Origin of the sequence: Phascolarctobacterium succinatutens YIT 12067 (assembly GCF_000188175.1) — a bacterium.
GTDB classification, from domain to species: domain Bacteria; phylum Bacillota; class Negativicutes; order Acidaminococcales; family Acidaminococcaceae; genus Phascolarctobacterium_A; species Phascolarctobacterium_A succinatutens.
Genome location: NZ_GL830877.1, coordinates 1 through 17,555 on the forward strand (window position 1 = coordinate 1; position 17,555 = coordinate 17,555).

The following is a 17,555-nucleotide window of genomic DNA, read 5'->3' on the forward strand; positions in this document are numbered from 1 at the left end:
TCGACCCGCACATTCGCTTTTTTCTAGGTTTAATGTTCAGTTTTCAAGGTTCACTCTGTTGCGTCTGTTCGCAACTTTGTTGTTTGTGTTTGTCGCTGTATCCCGGCGACTTGTATATAATACCACGTGGGCAAGGTAATGTCAACACCTTTTTTACAACTTTTTTAAGATTTTTTAGTGAAACACTTGGATTCGTGGACAAATAAAGTATCATGTATACACGCTTTGAAGCACCTGAAAAAACTTCAAAATTTCTATAAAAATCTACGAAAAATCGCTAAAAACACCTTGCAAAACTTCATTTTTCGGTAAAAATTTCTATAATCTTTTTTCGAAATTTCCTATCACCGATACATTTTCGTATTCAATAATAAAGATATTCGGATCACATTCTTCCAGTAAATGACGTAATTTCATCGACTCAACCTTAGAAACAACTGTCAAAAGCACATTGGTATCCTCACCGCTATAGGCACCTATGCCCTTAATTTTAGTTACACCACGATGTACAGCAGCAAAAATAACCTCTTCTACCAAATCTATTTTAGTAATTACAATCATCGTTACCGTAATACTTGGCAGATAAGCCTTATCCAGAACAACGGAAGTAATCACAGCAAAGAAGATGGAGTAGACTGCCGCAGCTACATCGTATAATAGAATACAGCTGCCAAAGACAAAGATATTAATAATATTGAAGACCTTACCTACACTCATATTGTGATACCGGTGCATCAGCAGCAGTCCCAGAATGCCCTCACCGCCGCCGCTGCCCTTGCTCATCAGCGTCATGCCGCATCCCAGTCCGCACAGGATACCGCCTGCCAGACAAGCCGTAATCGTATCGGGCAGATAATTATGTTCCGCAACAGGCACAAGGCTCAGCAATACGCTGTAGCTTGTAATGCAGACAGCAGATTTCACTAAAAAATCCTTGCCGAACTTACGTATAGCCAGCAACATCAGGGGTATATTCAGGAGAAAATAGATAATGCCGATATAGTTGTCGGTAACAAAGCTCAGCCCCATGACGTTTCTCATAAAATATCCCAACAGCTGTGCTATCCCTAAAAAGCCTCCATTATAAAGATTACATGGCAAAATGAACATATTAAAGCCGATGGAATATACCAGCGAGCCGCCTATAATCAGGCACAGGGACTTTAGGGAAAGAAATTGTTTCAGATAGGTAACAGCCTTCATGCTACAGCCTCCTTTGCCGACTGACGGGGAAGGGGGTTGATTAATAACTACTATATATAATAACCTAAAATTTTATGTTTGCGTATTAACCAAGTAAAAAAAGCACTTTTTTTATATCCAAATAAGTAAAATGCTAAAGTCTTTACAATTTTTTCTGCTTAGTTTTTGTAAATCAGATAAAATCGTCATAATTTCGCCATATACTGCCTTTATAATAAAAGCAACAAAGGTAAACAACCACTTTAAGAAAGAAGGTGCCAAATATGATGACAACATTAACCAAGTATATGAAGAAAACCACAGCAATTGCTATGGCTGCCATGGTGCTCTCTCTGCCGCTGGCAAGCGTAGCATCCGCTCACGAAAGGCACGATGCTCCGCCACCGCGTCATTCAGACCGCTATGACAGACACGACCGCTACGACAAGCATGATCGTTATGACAGACATGACCGCTATGACAAGCGTTATAAGAACGACAATTACGTAACGAAAAAGGACAGCAACAAAAAAGCTACCACCAGCTTCATCATCGGTGCTGTACTGGGTGCGGTAATTGCCAAAAACACCTGATTAACATCCTTCTTTTCATCCTCATCACTCATACACAAAAAGAGCTGCAGTTTTACACTACGCAGAGTAGTGCAACTGCAGCTCTTTCAATTTTTACTATATTATATGTAACAGAAGAATCCTCAGCTGATTACATATCACGGCTGGCGATAATATCTACACCAAGGCCGAGAATATCCTTAACTACAACGTCACCGGTTTTAATCGGAGCGGTAACCTTTACGCTACGCAGAAAGCGTGCGCAGTCCAGGATGCGTTCCTTCGGCAGTACGTTAGCGGATACTACAGGCAGCAAAGGCAGCATACCGCCTTCTACAGCAACGGTAGAGGTCAGCATACGCTTCGGAGCAGTAACTTCATCGTTAGCATATTTAGCGCCACGCGGGCAGGTGTTGCCGGTAACATTGGTAACTGCACCATTTTCAATGGTAACAGTCATCTCGCAGCCCATAGGGCACATAATGCAGTTCATAACACGAGTTTCAACAGCCATTTTATACCCTCCTTACAGCACCAGACCTACGGTAACTTCGTCACCGATCTGGGCAAATTTTGCAGCCGGAATTTCTACGGCAATCATTTCACTGGGCTTTGCTACGGGCAGAGGACGGCTCAGCAGAACGTTGTCGCCGCTCTTAACCTCCAGCTTAACTTTGCGGTGCGGTGCAGCAACACGCATGAACAGCTTAACCTTTTCGTCAGCAGGAATTTCTGCAGGCATGGTCAGCTTCTGCGGTACGCAGGTACGTACGCCGTCAATAGCCTTTACGGTTACGGTACGGTTCTCGGTAGCCATTTTCTCCTGAGCCTTCAGTGCAGCATATTTGCCTGCGATTTCAGCTTCTTCGGATACAAAGTCAACCAGGTCATGTACGTGTACTACGTTGCCGGCAGCAAAGAAACCGTCTAAGCTGGTTTCACGATGCTGGTCAACAACCGGACCGTTGGTCAGCGGGTTCATTTCCAGATCAAGGCCGCGGGACAGCTCGTTCTCAGGAATCAGACCTACAGACAGCAGTACGGTATCGCACTCGATATCAAATTCAGTACCCGGAATCGGAGTCATGCGCTCGTCAACCTTAGCAACGGTGATACCGGTTACGCGCTCTTCACCATGGATAGCAACGATGGTGTGGGAGAGGTACAGAGGAATATCATAGTCGTTCAGGCATTGAACGATATTACGGGTAAGACCGTTGGAGAAGGGGCAGATTTCCAGGCAAGCCTGAACCTTGCAGCCTTCCAGGCTCATACGGCGAGCCATAATCAGGCCGATGTCACCGCTGCCGAGGATAACGATTTTGTGACCCGGCAGATAGCCTTCCATATTAACCATACGCTGAGCAGCGCCGGCAGTGAAAACGCCTGCGGGACGCTCGCCCGGAATACGGATAGCGCCACGGGTACGCTCACGGCAGCCCATAGTCAGGATAACAGTTTTGCCTTCCAGCTTCAGCAAGCCTTTTTCCGGATTAACGGCAATAACGGTTTTATTGTTTTGTACATCTAATACCATGGTATCAACCAGGGTTTCGATTTCAGGTTTATCAGCAACGAGCTCGATGCAGCGATGTGCATAGCCGGGGCCGGTCAGCTCTTCCTTGAAGTGATGCAGACCGAAGCCATTGTGAATGCACTGTTGCAGGATACCGCCGAGTTCGCGGTCACGCTCGATAACAACGATTTTTTTAGCACCATTCTGCCATGCGCTGTAAGCAGCAGACAGACCGGCAGGGCCACCGCCAACAATAATTACATCATATAATTGGTTCATTATTATTCCTCCCCGCCATCTGCAGAATATTTTTCGTAGAACATATTGGAATCAGTACGTTCTTTTAATACTTCGGGAACAGAAATGTTCAGCTCGCGTGCCAGAATCTGGGTAACACGCGGACCGCAGAAGCCACCCTGGCAACGGCCCATGCCTGCACGGGTACGGCGTTTTACACCGTCAACAGTGCGTGCGCCTACAGGAGAGTTGATTGCTTCTACAATTTCGCCCTCGGTAACAGTTTCGCAACGGCAGATTACGCGGCCGTACAGATTGTCTTCGGCAATCTTGGCAGCCTTTTCATCAGCAGTCATATAGTTGAATGCTTTATGCTTCGGCAGAGCAGCCTTGAAGTCAGCCTTCTTGGCAGCGCCGCTTACACGGGCAATTTCGTTGGCAATCAGCTCACCTACAGCAGGAGCTGCGGTCAGACCGGGAGATTGCATACCGGCAGCATTGTACAGGCCTTCAACCTTTTCGGAAGGACCGAGTACGAAGTCACCGGTGCTGGAAACGGCACGCAGGCCGGCAAATTCGGTAATAGCTGCGCCCATCGGCAGGTTCGGTATCAGCTTCTTGGCAGAAGCAATGATTTCATTCATGCCGGCAGTGGTAACAGCCTTATCTTCTTTGGAATCCTGCTCATTAGCGTTAGGACCTATGAAGGTGTTGCCGTGGGTAGTGGTGCAAACCAGAATACCCTTGGATTTTTTGGTCGGAGTGGGGAATACCACGCCGTAAACCAGACTGCTGCAGGCAGTCTTATCAAACAGAATATATTCGCCCTTACGCGGAGTGATGGTAAAGGTATCATCACCGGCCAGCTTAGCGATTTCGTCAGCATAAACACCGGCAGCATTAACCACATATTTAGCAGCAATAGTGCCTTTATTGGTTTCTACACCAGTAATTTTGCCGTCTTCCTTAACGAAGCCCAGTACCTTGCAGTCGCGGATAACTTCTGCACCGTTTTGTACAGCGCATTGAGCAAAAGCAATAGCAGCACCGAACGGCCAACATACGCCGGCACTCGGAGCCCACAGAGCACCCTTGACAGTGGTCAGGTTAGGCTCCTGCTCAAGAACTTCTTCTTTAGACAGGATTTGCAGGCCTTCAACGCCGTTCTTTTTACCGCGTTGCAGCAGCTCCTGCAGAGTCTGCATTTCCTCGTCGGTGGTTGCAGCAACCAAGGACCCGGTCCATTTAATATCCAGGTCCAGTTCGTTTTGCAGCTCGTGGTACAGAGCGTTGCCACGAACGTTGGTAATAGCTTTGAGGCTGCCGGTAGGAGCGTCAAAGCCAGCATGAAGAATTGCACTGTTAGCTTTAGTAGTGCCGATAGCGATGTCCGGCTCTTTTTCCAGCAGAACGCATTTCAGGTCATACTTGGAAAGCTCGCGCAATACAGCAGTACCTACAATGCCGCCACCAATAACGACTACATCAGCAGATTTTACAAATTCCATTCCGTCACTTCCTTGCTGAATTTTCTCATAAAAATACATCTAAATTTTATCACAAATCTGCAAAAAATAGAAGAGGGAAGCGAAAATAAAAAAGTCCATAGTGGGACATGATATGCCCCGAAGACATTTCCTTCATTATATATAAAAAAGCTGCTGCCATTTCAGTCTTACTGTAAGAAAAACTAAAAATGGCAACAGCCTGAAATTTTACTCTCTCTTTTTCACAAACCATCTAAGCGGCAGCTTTTTCTCCAGCCAGCCGATAAAGATATCTGAAAGCGGTGTCAGCAGAATCCAGCTTAAAACAAGCAGGACAAAAGAAACGGAGCCTACGAAAACATCGGTAACCCAATGCGCACCGCCCATAATACGGGGCAGTGAGAAAATAATAAATACAGCCATCGCTTTGATAAAAGCATCTTTGCCGATATATTTCCACATATACACAGCAAATATCAACAGCATCATGCCATGGTCACCGGGGAAGCTGCTGCCGGAACGATCCTTGGCAGGCCAGCCGCTCAGCTGGCTAACCCAGTTTACATTATGATACAGCTGGTCAAAATAAATAGAAGCACTCGCACGGTCAATCGGCAGCAGCTTATCAAACTGCTTAATGATTACCGCACTTACCAGCATGGCAACGCCGATACAGAACAGCCAGCGCTTGCCTTCAACATTGCTTTTGCGGTAATAGCTGTAAAAAATCGCCAGCATCGCCACAAAGGCCACCACATCAAAGGCACGCAGATTAACAAAAGCGATAAAATAAGTAAAGGCCGTTCCCTGCGCCAGCTTCTGGTTAAAGAAATAAAAGACACTTTGGTCCAGCGCCAGCCAAGGTCCGTGATAGCCGGCGGTAGGGGTGCTTGCCAGCCAGCTTCCCAAAAGCAGTGCTCCCAGGATATTACAGATAATTATCCAAATCAGGTTATTTTTCTTCATATAATCTCCTCGTATTTAAATATCCACTGTTCCTCAGATATCACCTAAAGTTCAGTTAACAAATTTACGTAAATATGATACCATATTATTGAGGATTATATAAGTCTTTTATGTAGATTTTTCCCATCAGCTTCCAAAGGAGGGAGAATTATGCGCAAACTGCTTTTACTGTTAACCTGCTTACTGATGTGCTGCTGCAGCGCGCTGGCGCTCGCCGCAGATAAAACTAAGGCTGCCGATGATCTGAACGCAATCAAACCGATGGAAACCATCAGTGCGGCAGTAATGAATGACCGCCTGCAAGCCGGCAATAACGAAGACCTGCTATATGTAAAAATAAAGGAGGACAGGGTAGAGGTTTACCAGGGATTGGCAACAGACCGCTCTTTGCGCAAGCAGCTGATTTTAACCATGCCCAATACCGAAATGCTGCGCTTATATACCAATAACAAGGCTACCTTTGCGCAGATGAACAAAATGCTCAGCGATTACGAAAGCTCCAACGCCAACTTCAACGGCTATAAGATTATCACCGATAAGGATACGCCGAAAAAGCTGGAAAACGGCGGTAAAATCTATCGCTTGTGGTTTATGAAGATTGAACGCGAAAAGCAAAGCCGCAGGGGTGGCTGGAACTTCCCGATCGGCATAGGTATCGGCATCGGCGGCGGCCATCACCACGGCCCCTGGATTGGAGTAGGGTGGTAAAAAATATACCTTATATAATGAAGAAAAGCACGGGTATCTGCCCGTGCTTTTTTGATGTATGTAAAACTATAGCCTTTTATCTATATCAATATATCGCTACATAAATATTAAAATGCAGGCTCAATGGTTCCTTTATATTTATCGGCAATAAACTTCTTCACAGCCTCGGACTGATAAGCCTTCACAAAAGCCTTATAAGCCTCTTTATCCTTATCCTTGTTGCGGGCAGCAATAATCATTACAGCCAACGGCTCGTCCTTTGGCTCAAGGAAGATATTCTGCTTTTTAACATCCAAGCCACCGCTCATTACATAGTTCATGGTAATAGCCGCAGCATCAACATCAGCCAGACTGCGCGGCAGCTGTGCTGCCTCCAGCTCCTTAAATTTCAGATGCTTGGGATTATCGACAACATCCTTCGGTGTAGCCTTCATGCCAACGCCATCCTTCAATTTCAACAAGCCGGCACGCTGCAACAGCAGCAGACCGCGGCCGCCGTTTGTCGGGTCGTTAGGAATAGCAATCGTTGCACCGTCAGGAATATCCTTCACATCATGCAACTTATCGCTGTAAATGCCCATGCGCATTAAAATAGCGTTGCCGATGGGCACAAGGTCAGTCTTATTAGTCTTGTTAAAGTTATCCAGGAAGGGCTTATGCTGATAGCTTACCAAATCCAGCTCGCCATCTGCCAAAGCTTTGTCCGGTGTAACATAATCCGAGAACTCCACAACCTGTACCTTCAGGCCACTTTTAGCCGCTTCCTTGGCTGCAGCCTCCACAACCTCGGCATGCGGACCGGCGGTAGCACCAACCTTAATCGTTGTTTGAGCCTGTTTGTCACCGCCGCCGCAGCCTGCCGCCGCCAAAGCCACTACAGATAACGCAATAACCAATAATTTTTTTAACATAATTCATCGTCTCCTTTGCAAAAAGTAAAATAAAAAAAGCCTTCGTCTTATCCATACCGCATTTTCATTATGCAGTAAGGGACGAAAGCAAACTTCGTGGTACCACCCAATTTCACTGCTACCTCACGATAGCAGCCTCCTCAAGTACGCCGGACTAAGCCATTAATACTTCAGCACTGTAACGGGTGCACCCGGACGACCTAAACTTACGCTTCAGCCAATCAGCTCCAAGACCATCTTCGGCAAAGTCTCCTGCGCTTCCTTGCACCAAACGGAAGCTCTCTGTGGCAGTACTCCTTGCGTACTCTTCTTTTCATCGCTCGTATATTAACTTGTGAGTAAAAATATACAACTTGTCAAAGCCTAGTATTTCAATAGATTTGTAAATGATGTTACACAATTTACTTACTTATACAACTGCTATTCTGGACCATGCAACAGAAATATTATTTTTATTTTACATTTCTTCATTATAGCGCCCCAAAATGCAACAAAAAGTGTAAATTGCCTATTGACAAACTAGGCTTTATCATGTAAATTATCAAGCACCATCACACAAGCAATGCTTGTTGATTTTGTTTCACGCAGTAAAAATTTGACAATATCATGCTAAACAGGTGAGAAGATACCTAATAAAAAATGCAGTAACGTGCATAAAATTACTTGCTGCAGTCCTGATGCAATATCCGCTATCTTGCAGGCTGACCTTGAAAGGAGAAGATGACACTATGGAATTTGCAACAAAATGTATTCACGAAATCGGTGCGTCCGACGCAACCGGTGCCTGTCTGGGAGCACTTGATGCCTGGCTCGTTTGCTAATGTGCGATAAAGAAGTAATAGAAGTGTAAAAAATTTTGCCGTTCCTATCCGGCACTTAGGGCTGTGTCGGATAGGTCAGGCGTTAGGCTTCCGGCAAGTCTATCTTGCCGACAAAGCTGTAATAAATCTCAATGTCCTGCCTGCGGGTGCCGTTCTCGTCATAGCTGCACTCATGCACGACGATTTTCTCAATCATTTCCCGCAAGAGGGTGGGGGTCAATTCTTCAAAAGCAAGGTGCTTTCTCACAATCCCCATGAATTTCTCGGCGTTGACGGTGGCGGCCTGCGACTTGGAAAGTTCCTCCTGCAAAGCGGCAGCCCGGTCTTTCAGTTCCCGCTGCTCCTGCTCATAGTCCGCTGACAGCTCCATGAAACGCTCGTCGCTGATTTTGCCGCTTACATTGTCCTCATACAGCCGCTTGATAATGCGGTTCACTTCGGCAATGCGTGTCTGGGCCTGTTCAAGCTGCTTCGTGGCTGCGGCGGTCTTTCTCTTGCCGCCGATTTCGTTCTGCTGGATGAGCAGCTTTACAAAGCGGCTCTCATGCCTGGCGGCGTATTCCGTCACTTGCCGGAGATTGGAAAGCACGCCCGCCGTCAAAAGGTCGGTGCGGATAAAGTGTGCCGTACAGTCACGGGTACGCTTCTTGTAGCTGCCGCAGATATAACAGTCCTGCTTGCGGTTCTTGTTCTGATACCGCTGCTGATACAGCACATGGCCGCAGTCGGCGCAGAACAGCATACCAGAGAACAGCCCCACTTCATCATAGCGGTTCGGGCGTTTTCGCTGCTTGCGTAACTCCTGCACACGCTCCCATGTTTCCGTGTCGATAATCGGCTCATGGTGATTTGGGAAGATAGCCTGCTTCTCGATGGGGTTCTCAACGCTGTGCTTGACCTTGTAAGAGGGCTTCTCCGTCTTGAAGTTTACCAGACAGCCAGTGTACTCCCGGTTTTCCAGCAGATGGACGACGGTGTTTGTCGCCCACTTGCACTCATAGCCGGGGTGGTAGCGTCGGGTGCTGCCCGTCCTGCGGTATTCCAGCGTCCCCGGCGTGGGGATTTGCTGCTCCGTCAGCATACGGGCAATCTTGGTCGGGCCATTTCCCGCAAGGCAAAGCTGGTAAATCTGCCGGACAACCGGGGCGGCTTCCTCGTCAACGATATAGTTCTCGTCCTTGTCCATGAGATAGCCATAGACTGGCTTGCTGGTTACAGGCTTGCCGCTCATGCCTTTTGCTTTCTTTACTGCCTTGATTTTCTTGCTCGTATCTCTCACCAGCCATTCGTTAAATAAGTTCCGCAGAGGGGTAAAATCATTGTCCATGCCGCCGTTTGCGCTGTCCACGTTGTCATTGACAGCGATAAAACGCACGCCCTTTTGAGGGAACAGCATTTCCGTGTAAAATCCCACCTGCAAGTAATTACGCCCCAGCCTGCTCATGTCCTTGACTATGACGGTGCCGACTTTCCCGGCTTCAATGTCTGCAAGCATGGCTTGAAATCCGGGCCGCTGGAAGTTCGCACCTGAGTAGCCGTCGTCGGTGTACCAGCGCAGATTGGTAAAGCCGTTCTGCTTGGCGTAGGCTTCCAAAATCCGTTTCTGGTTGGAAATGGAATTGCTCTCGCCTTGCAATTCGTCCTCATGGGACAATCTCGGATAAAGGGCGGTAATGAGGTTTTGGGTGGCTTGTCTTAACATAAAATCCTCCGTTTCCGACAGCCAGCCCCACTATTCCGTGGTTTCATTGTACCACGGAACAGGGGCGGCTGTACAGCGGTAAAAGTGATAAATCTGCTTCTTTACAGCTTGTCAAATCGCCTTTTTTTGTGTAGCAGCGGCTTCCGCTTCCAGTACCCTCGCCATCTTGTCGGCGGCGGTGCTGGTGGTGTCTTTCTTGAAAAAGCCGGACACGACAAGAACGGTATTCCCCATGCGGATTTCCGTCACGCAGTCGGGGCGGCGGGTGGTACGGTGGTCGTGCTGCTTGATATTCTCCATAGGCAATACTCCTTTCATTCAGCCAGCAGTTTCTTCATGGTTTCCATTTTCCGCTTTGCGGTTTCCTGCCGGAAGTTGACGCCAGTAAAGCGTATCGGGACGCACATGGACAGCAGTCGGTCATAAATCCGGGAATGGGCCGTGTCTGTCGGCTTTTTCAACTCGTCCAGCGGGCGGTTGGTGGTGGCGATCAGCGGCTTGTTGCTGCGGTATCGGGTATCAATCACATGGAATACCTGTTCCAGTCCATAGTCGGTGCCACGCTCCATGCCGAAGTCGTCAATGATAAGCAGCGGATAGCGGCAAAGGCGGGAAATATACTCATTCCGGCCTGTAAAGCCGGGAGAGAGGTCGCCCAGGATAACGGCGAAGTTCGTCATATATACGGGGACTTCTTTCTCCATGAGGGCGTTTGCGATACAGCCCGCAAGGTAGCTTTTCCCGTTGCCGACGTTCCCCCAGAACAGGCAGCCGATGTTTTCGGCCTGCATTTCTTCCCAATGCTCCGCATACCGCCGGGCAATCCCGGTCTGCGGGTTTCTGCCGTTGTCGTTCTCGAATGTCCATTGCTGCATGGCTGAGTCGGCAAAAGCCCTCTGTTTCAGATTTTCCACGGCTTCCACATGGCGGCGGTGTTCCTCGGCGGCCTGCCGCTGCTCACGGGCGGCTCTCTGGCAGTCGCACTCTGCCGGGTGGCGGTCACGGCCAAACAGCTCCTTACCCTCCGGGAAGTAGGCTTCTTTCGGCGTATGGCACTTTCCGCAGTAAAGCAGTCCGTCCTCGCCGATATAGTCCTCCATCTCCGGGGCGGCGGTTGTCATGTTCTCCAAAATATCTTTGATTTCACTTGTCATAAGCTTTCTCCCTCCATACAGGTATAGTCGGGGATGCCCTGTTTTACGGCTCCCTTTTTGTCATTGGCCGCCCATCTGTGCAAGGCGGCGGCATAATTCTGGTAGGCTTTCCCGCTGGCGGCAAGGTAATGGCTCATTTCCTCAATCAGCCGTTCCAGCCTGTCCGGGTATTCTGCCTGTAACTCGTCATATTCGTCCTTTGACAGAAAAATATTCTCATATCGGCCATAAGCTGTGGGCGGCTCCCCACTCGCTCTCATTGTTTGGTTCTCTATTAAGTTGTTTATATTAGTTTTGTTAGGGGTCGGTTTTCCGACCATCATAGGGTCGGTTTTCCGACCGTCATAAGGTCGCTTTTCCGACTGTATGAGGGTCGCTTTTCCGGCCATCAGTTGGTCGGAAAACCGTACCACTGGGACAGGCGGCACTTTCACATAAAGCCGATTGGGTGCGGAGAAGCCCCGCCGTTCCCGTTCTAAAAGCCCGGCTGCGTCCAGTTCTTTCAAGGCTCCCTTGATGGCGGTACAACCCTTGTCCAGCATTTCCGCTATCTCCGCAACGGGGTAGACAATGAATATCCTGCCCTCGCCGTCCTGCCAGCCGTTCTTCTGTGACAGGGTGGAGCGGTCTAATAAAAGCGCATACAGCAGCTTGGCGGTCTGTGAAATCTCCATTTTCAGCAGGAAACGGGGGTATGGAAGATAGGCGGGCAGCGTGGTGTCTGCCCTGATATAATCAGCGATAGTATCACCTCCCTCTGTGTTGTGTCGTTTTTGGGCTTTGTCACGCATTAGGACGGCATTTCCGGGGGGAAAGGATAAATGTATCGCATACCCTTTGACACCCACGAAAAAAGCCTTGATTTATGCGGGTTTGAAAGGCTCTAAAGCGTGACATTTCTGCCTTTGTTTCCGCTTTCTCTCGGCGGCTTTGCGTTTCTTCATGCACCCGGCGCAGCCGGGGCAGTATTTCCCCCGGTTGGATTTGGGGACAAAGGCCGCCCCGCAGACCGCGCAGCGTTTCCGGCTCCCCCGTTACAAGAGGGCTGCGGCCAGCTCCCCGTCAAGGGGCAGGACAGCCACACGGAACCAGCGGCACATGAGGGAATAGGAAATGCTCTGGACGCACACGCAAGGCTCCCCGTCGTCCAATAGCAGGCAGTTCCCCTCATCGTAGTTACAGCACTCATGTACCAGCCGCCGCGCCCGCCGGTGCTGGCGGTAGTCCATGTGGGGCAGGTTATCGCTCATGGCTCTGCTCCTTTCTGCGGTGCGGCTCGTCCCGGCGCAAAATCTGGTCGATGTTCCGCTTGACGGTCTGCAACTCCTTGAACCGCTGTTTCTGTTCGTGATAGGTGTTATACAGGCCGTCTTTCTCGGAGATAAGCTGCTCGATCTCGGCCTGCAACGCTTTCCGGGCGGGCAGCTTGGTAATGCCATGCGCCTTGAAATACCGGGCTGCTGCGTCGGCTATGATAAAATCGCTCTCATGGGCCTGCCGGTATGCGGCGCGGGCTTTCTCGGATTTCTGTGCCCGCAGCCCGTCGCGGGCGGCCTTGGTCTGGGCGTAGGCCAACACCTGCCGCTGCAACTTCTTTTTCCCTTGCAGCTTCGTTTCCAGTGCTTTCAGTTCGCCGCTGGTCTGGCGCATTTTCTGATAGGCGGTGTCAACGGCGGCTTCAAGCTGTTCCGGGGAAGAAAAGCCGTACTGTTGGTAGATGGTCAGGGTCTTGGCGGCCTGTTTCAGATTGTGTATCTTCGCCCATCGTTCATAGCCCCGGCCTTTGCCCTCGGCCATTTTCTGCTCAATGTCCACAAGCCGCTGCACTCCGTCCTGTTTCGGGGCGGCTATCTCGGCTCTGGCAACCTGCAAGCGGTCTTTTATGGTGCGTGGGGGATCGGGGGATCTGGCTGGCGCTTCGGCTGCTCTGGCGGCGTTTTGCTCTAAAACGGCAAAGACAGCGGCGCGGTCAAAATCGTCGCCCAGCTTCCGGGCGGTAATTGGCTTTGTCCTGTCCGGCGTGAGGTAGGAAAGCCGCCCCCGGCTCTCCTTGACGGTCACACCCTCCTGCAGCAACAGAGAGGAAAACTCGTCAAAGCTGGCGGCGGTGGCAAGGGCTTTCCGTAGGGTCTGCCGCAGCTTCTCCTTGTTCGTTTCAAACTTGGTCTGCCGGGGCGTGATACTATCGGCAATCATGGGGGCGTTCTGCTTGTCCAGCGCGGCCTGTCCCTTTTTCTGCGCCCAATACTCCCGGTCGGTGACGCGGTTCTTGCTGCCGTTCAAGAGGTCGATTTGATAAAGCCCCTCCCGGTGGCACATCTCCATGACTTCGGATTTGAAGTAGCGCAGGGCAGCGTCGGTACATCGGTGCTTGCAGCCGACTTTCGTATCGGCCGGCCTGTCCATGTAGGGCAGGAACGGCACTTCCTCAATCCGCAGGCTGTTTATGACGATATGCACATGAATGTTGCCGCTGTGGTTATGCCCGTCCGGGTGGGTGCAGACAAGGGCCTGGTGGCCGGGAAAATGCTCTTTACAGAATTGTTCCCCCAACGCCTGCGCCCGGTCTACGGTCAGGCCGTTGTCCGGCCCGTCCCGCGGGTCAAAGCTGATGATGTAGTGGTGGCTTTTCACATCTTCCCGCCGCTGGTTTTTCTGATAGCGGAGATTGGCCCGCATACACGCAACGGCAAAATCCTCCCCGTCGCAGTTCAGCGTGGACAGCCGGTAGTCCTCGCGGGGGATAAGCCTGCCGGTTTCATCAAGGACGGGCTTCATGGTAAACTCGTCATGCTCAAAGAGAAGATATTGCTCGGCGGCTCCGTAGTCGGCGTTTTTAGAGTTGATATGCTTGAGTGTTGCCAACCGCGTCACCTACTTTCTTGAGGACTTCATACTTGAGGACGGCAAGGTCGGATATGGCGGCGCGTACCTCGCCGGAAAGGGTGTTGTAGGGTACGCCGTATTCGTTCAGATACCGGGCAATCTGATTGAGGTTGCCGCCGATCCTGCCGTACTCGGCTGTCAGCTTCCCGACAGCGGAAAGCAACTCGTCATTGACCGACGACACATGGACAACCGGGCGTATGGTCGCCCGCCGTATCGCCTGCCGGAGAAATTCGGACTGGCTGATACCATAGGGCGCAAGCCGCGCTGTGAAGTCGGCATACTCATCTTCGGACAGCCGGGTTTTCACAACGCGGCTGCGGTGGGGCGTGTTGTATTTCTTTCGCATGGTGTGACCTCCTTTCTCGCCCGTAAGGGCGCATGAGCAGGGTTTGGGGAAGGCACTCCCCAACAAGTTTCCCGCGAGGGGCAAAACTGCAGAATTGCGGATTTTGGCACCGTGGTAGAAACTTGCTCTCCGTGACTGCAAACTTTCTCTCACTTCCGTCCGCCACTTTTTTGGAAAACTGCAACCACAAAAGTTTGTTTCTCTTTTTCTGCTACTACTAATCCTGTAAAGGGCATTCCTGCCCGCTTTCGCTAAAATGACACCGGACGCAGTGGTTTCTACCCGGTGTTGGAGAAATCCTTTCTCTTTGCCCTCTACTACGGGTAAATGCTCCAAATGCCAAACACCAGGGCAGAAAAATTCCCTCCTCGCTTACTACTACAACCGGCAGGGGGCAAAATGGCCGGGAGCGGAGCCGGACAACAAAAAAAGCAGTAAATCTTTTTCAAGACTTACTGCTTTCGCTGGCCGCGTCGGTGGCGGCTGGTATTCAGTTTTTATGACTTGTCCGGTGGTTCGTCAAGCCGGAACTTGAATTGACAGTCAATTAACCGCTGCTTTACATAGTCCTCCACCTCGGCGTTGACCTGCCCGTTCACTTTTGAGAAATAGCGGATATATCCGGCGTAGTGGAGCAGGACAGCGTTCACGGCTTCTGGGTCGCCCTCACGGGCTTTGAGGATTGTTTCATAGGGGAGAAGTCTACTCATACCGGCTCACCCCCATTTCTTCGCGTAGCCGCTGCAAGGCAAGCTGGATATGCCGCCCCGCTGTGCTGCGTGACCGGCCAATACACGCGCCGATCACGCGCTGCGGCTGGCGCAGAAAGTAATAGCGCAGGATTTCTTCCCGCGTCTGCTCCGGCAAAACAGAGATCGCGTCGGCAAGGGCGGCGTTGCAGAGCAGGACGGTCTGACCGCAGACGGTAAATGGGTATTCCTCGTCCGGCTCCGACGCGGCAAACTGGACAAACTTCTCGTTCATCAGATAGTCAAGGGAAACTTGCCGTTCCCATTGCCGTTTAAGCTTCAAAATCTTGTCCAAGGCGGCACAGCGGATAACAGTCTTGCAAAAGGCGTTGTACCTGCGCTGGATATATTCTTGATAGGCTATCTGGTCGGTCATGGAAATTCCCCTTTCTGAATAATAGTGCGGGGCGGTGGCACTTCTTGCTGTCGCCCCTTGATTGCCTACCAGCAAAGGCGGGCGGGGCTGTCAACGGCTGCGCATATGCGCCGTTCATCTTGACCGTTGACTGGCTCGGCTGGGTTTGCTATTTACCCGACAAACTTGAATTTATTTTAAGCTATCACGTTTTACCTTCTTAAGCCTTACTATCATTACCATAGGAATTTCTTTGTTGGTTTTAAAACATTCTTCATAAAATCCATCAATGACAAATCCAGCTCTAAAACAAAGGTTAAAAATATCTTGTATGGAACGATGATAATAAATCTGCTCTTTCGGTTGCCCTTCAATCGCTATATCATAGTAACTGTGCGGTGTCATATATTTTTCAGTCAACGTGACAAAACAAGGGTGTTGCGTTGCAAAGACAAAAATTCCGCTTTCCTGCAACAGTTCATAAACAGCCATAAGAAGTGGTTCAATATCCGTAATATCCATAATTGCCATATTAGAAACTGCTTTCGTAAAGGCTCGATTTCTTTTTAATTCTAATATACTTTTTCTATCGGTCGCATCCGCCACACAAAATTCAATTTGTTTTGCATATTGTGATTGCCGTCTTTTAGCCAATTCTATCATTTTTTTGCTGTAATCAAAAGCGACAACCGAAGCGCCTCTTTGTGCAAGATACGAAGAATAATTTCCATTGCCACACGCAATATCCAAAATGTAATCCGCAGGATTAGGAGATAGAAGTTCCGTTACTTTGGGACGCACTACCTCTCTGTGAAATTCATTAGATTCGTCACCCATTGCATTATCCCAAAATTGTGCGTTCTCCTCCCAGATTTTTTTACTTTCCTCTGTTCCCATGTTCTCTCCCACTCCCCAAATTTGCTTTTTTGCTTCCATTAAATCTTCCTTACTATATTCCATTGTTACCCTCCATAACTTCTGATTGTTGCCGTCTTGACGATTATGTATCTTTACATTACCTTCTGAAACATATGGCGCACCTTGTCCAGGCGGTTGTTTGGACGGCGGGGCTGGATGACCGGCTGGCCGACAGCGGCCTGATACCCTTTCAGCTCTGTAAGGCATACGCTCTGCCCGTTGGTGTAAAAGGCCAGATCAGTACGGTATGCCTGTATACAGCGGGCGGGAATCTCGCCAGTAAAGACAACTTCATCCTTTTTTACCTGGGCCGTTTCGATGGTGGCACAGTATTTCGGTGCATCATGATAAGCCCTGGAAAGGTATTCCTGGGGCGCATAGAGGGTGAAGGAGAGATAAGGTTCCAGCAGCTGCGTCCCCGATTCCTTCAATGCCTGTTCCAATACAATCGGGGCCAATGAGCGGAAGTCCGCCGGCGTGCTGACTGGACTGTAATAAAGCCCGTATTCAAAGCAAATCTTACAGTCCGTTACGTTCCAGCCGAACAAGCCCTGCTCCAGCCCGTAACGGATACCATCCCTGACAGCGTTTTGAAAACTCTGGTTCAAGTATCCCAGCGAAACCCGGCTCTCGTATTGTACGCCGGAGCCAAGCGGGAGTGGTGTAACAGACAGTCCGATAGATGCCCAAAACGGGTTGGGCGGCACCTCGATATGGATGGTGTGGCTGGCTGCTTTGAGCGGCCGCTCCATATAAATGACGGTGGGTTCCTTTACCACTGTTTCAATCTTGTATTTTTCCGACAGCAAAGCGGAAACGACCTCCAACTGCACCCGGCCCAAAAAAGAAAGAATGATCTCATGGGTGATGGAATCCACTTCGCAGCGCAAAAGCGGGTCAGTATCCGCAAGTTGCGTAAGAGCGTCCAGCAGCCGTTCTCTTTGCGCTGCCGTTTTCGGCGCAATCGTCGTCCGCAGCATGGGGAGGGGGGCCTCGCGCCACCTTTTACGAGGGTGAAGTGGTAAACTTATTTTAGACACAG

18 protein-coding genes, 2 pseudogenes and 1 other annotated feature are annotated in these 17,555 nt (G+C 49.8%); of the genes and pseudogenes, 2 read left to right on the forward strand and 18 right to left on the reverse strand.

Going from position 1 to position 17,555, the window contains the following annotated elements:
• Window positions 1-318: 318 nt before the first annotated feature.
• Window positions 319-1,203: a YitT family protein gene (locus HMPREF9443_RS04220; protein ID WP_009145281.1), complete on the reverse strand. Its 885-nt coding sequence runs from the start codon at window positions 1,201-1,203 to the stop codon at window positions 319-321.
• A 263-nt stretch (window positions 1,204-1,466) separates the two neighbouring features.
• Here HMPREF9443_RS04220 and HMPREF9443_RS04225 point away from each other — a divergent pair, with 263 nt between their 5' ends.
• Entirely contained in the window at window positions 1,467-1,775 is a 309-nt protein-coding gene (locus HMPREF9443_RS04225) for a hypothetical protein (RefSeq protein WP_009145283.1), read from the forward strand.
• A gap of 130 nt (window positions 1,776-1,905) precedes the next feature.
• Here the strand turns inward: HMPREF9443_RS04225 and HMPREF9443_RS04230 are convergent, their stop codons facing one another.
• The 5 genes from HMPREF9443_RS04230 to HMPREF9443_RS04245 are packed head-to-tail and all read right to left on the reverse strand — an operon-like array spanning window position 1,906 to window position 5,960.
• Window positions 1,906-2,268 (reverse strand): DUF1667 domain-containing protein, encoded by a 363-nt coding sequence (locus HMPREF9443_RS04230; RefSeq protein WP_009145284.1) that lies wholly within the window; start codon window positions 2,266-2,268, stop codon window positions 1,906-1,908.
• 12 nt (window positions 2,269-2,280) lie between these two features.
• Entirely contained in the window at window positions 2,281-3,549 is a 1,269-nt protein-coding gene (locus HMPREF9443_RS04235; RefSeq protein WP_009145285.1) for an NAD(P)/FAD-dependent oxidoreductase, read from the reverse strand.
• A gap of 2 nt (window positions 3,550-3,551) precedes the next feature.
• Window positions 3,552-5,015 (reverse strand): NAD(P)/FAD-dependent oxidoreductase, encoded by a 1,464-nt coding sequence (locus HMPREF9443_RS04240; RefSeq protein WP_040565033.1) that lies wholly within the window; start codon window positions 5,013-5,015, stop codon window positions 3,552-3,554.
• Between the two features lie 49 nt (window positions 5,016-5,064).
• Window positions 5,065-5,247: a hypothetical protein gene (locus HMPREF9443_RS10970; protein WP_009145287.1), complete on the reverse strand. Its 183-nt coding sequence runs from the start codon at window positions 5,245-5,247 to the stop codon at window positions 5,065-5,067.
• Window positions 5,223-5,960 carry a phosphatase PAP2 family protein gene (locus HMPREF9443_RS04245; RefSeq protein ID WP_009145288.1) on the reverse strand — a complete coding sequence of 246 codons (738 nt, stop codon included), beginning with the start codon at window positions 5,958-5,960 and terminating at the stop codon, window positions 5,223-5,225. The genes HMPREF9443_RS10970 and HMPREF9443_RS04245 overlap by 25 nt, the downstream gene beginning before the upstream one ends.
• Before the next feature lie 150 nt (window positions 5,961-6,110).
• Between HMPREF9443_RS04245 and HMPREF9443_RS04250 the strand changes: the two genes are divergently transcribed.
• Window positions 6,111-6,668, forward strand: a complete 558-nt coding sequence (locus HMPREF9443_RS04250) for a hypothetical protein (RefSeq protein WP_009145289.1) — start codon at window positions 6,111-6,113, stop codon at window positions 6,666-6,668.
• Window positions 6,669-6,775: 107 nt separating this feature from the next.
• Here the strand turns inward: HMPREF9443_RS04250 and HMPREF9443_RS04255 are convergent, their stop codons facing one another.
• The 12 genes and pseudogenes from HMPREF9443_RS04255 to HMPREF9443_RS04310 all read right to left on the reverse strand — a co-directional run.
• Complete coding sequence (locus tag HMPREF9443_RS04255) at window positions 6,776-7,579, reverse strand: MetQ/NlpA family ABC transporter substrate-binding protein (protein WP_009145290.1); 804 nt, start codon at window positions 7,577-7,579, stop codon at window positions 6,776-6,778.
• A 74-nt stretch (window positions 7,580-7,653) separates the two neighbouring features.
• Window positions 7,654-7,905, reverse strand: a binding site (T-box leader).
• Window positions 7,906-8,482: 577 nt separating this feature from the next.
• Entirely contained in the window at window positions 8,483-10,102 is a 1,620-nt protein-coding gene (locus HMPREF9443_RS04260; protein WP_000945966.1) for a recombinase family protein, read from the reverse strand.
• Between the two features lie 111 nt (window positions 10,103-10,213).
• Window positions 10,214-10,402, reverse strand: a complete 189-nt coding sequence (locus tag HMPREF9443_RS04265; RefSeq protein WP_000427739.1) for a transposon-encoded TnpW family protein — start codon at window positions 10,400-10,402, stop codon at window positions 10,214-10,216.
• A gap of 14 nt (window positions 10,403-10,416) precedes the next feature.
• Complete coding sequence (locus HMPREF9443_RS04270; protein ID WP_000200031.1) at window positions 10,417-11,256, reverse strand: ATP-binding protein; 840 nt, start codon at window positions 11,254-11,256, stop codon at window positions 10,417-10,419.
• A complete protein-coding gene (locus HMPREF9443_RS04275) occupies window positions 11,253-12,047 on the reverse strand; it encodes a replication initiator protein A (protein WP_001205019.1) in 795 nt (264 codons plus the stop codon). Before HMPREF9443_RS04275 ends, HMPREF9443_RS04270 begins: the two co-directional genes overlap by 4 nt.
• Window positions 12,048-12,119: 72 nt before the next feature.
• Window positions 12,120-12,506: pseudogene (locus HMPREF9443_RS10510) on the reverse strand (cysteine-rich VLP domain-containing protein).
• Window positions 12,496-14,121: a relaxase/mobilization nuclease domain-containing protein gene (locus HMPREF9443_RS04285; protein ID WP_009145293.1), complete on the reverse strand. Its 1,626-nt coding sequence runs from the start codon at window positions 14,119-14,121 to the stop codon at window positions 12,496-12,498. Before HMPREF9443_RS04285 ends, HMPREF9443_RS10510 begins: the two are co-directional and overlap by 11 nt.
• A complete protein-coding gene (locus HMPREF9443_RS04290; protein ID WP_002596229.1) occupies window positions 14,093-14,491 on the reverse strand; it encodes a plasmid mobilization protein in 399 nt (132 codons plus the stop codon). Before HMPREF9443_RS04290 ends, HMPREF9443_RS04285 begins: the two co-directional genes overlap by 29 nt.
• 497 nt (window positions 14,492-14,988) lie before the next feature.
• On the reverse strand, window positions 14,989-15,201 hold the full coding sequence (locus HMPREF9443_RS04295; protein WP_002586615.1) for a helix-turn-helix domain-containing protein: 213 nt from the start codon (window positions 15,199-15,201) through the stop codon (window positions 14,989-14,991).
• Entirely contained in the window at window positions 15,194-15,616 is a 423-nt protein-coding gene (locus HMPREF9443_RS04300; RefSeq protein WP_002586616.1) for a sigma-70 RNA polymerase sigma factor region 4 domain-containing protein, read from the reverse strand. Before HMPREF9443_RS04300 ends, HMPREF9443_RS04295 begins: the two co-directional genes overlap by 8 nt.
• Before the next feature lie 171 nt (window positions 15,617-15,787).
• The gene (locus HMPREF9443_RS04305; protein WP_002586626.1) at window positions 15,788-16,555 is read right to left on the reverse strand and encodes a class I SAM-dependent methyltransferase; all 768 of its coding nucleotides are present in this window, start codon (window positions 16,553-16,555) and stop codon (window positions 15,788-15,790) included.
• A 50-nt stretch (window positions 16,556-16,605) separates the two neighbouring features.
• Window positions 16,606-17,555 (reverse strand): annotated as a pseudogene (locus HMPREF9443_RS04310) (tetracycline resistance ribosomal protection protein Tet(W)); the annotation flags it as partial.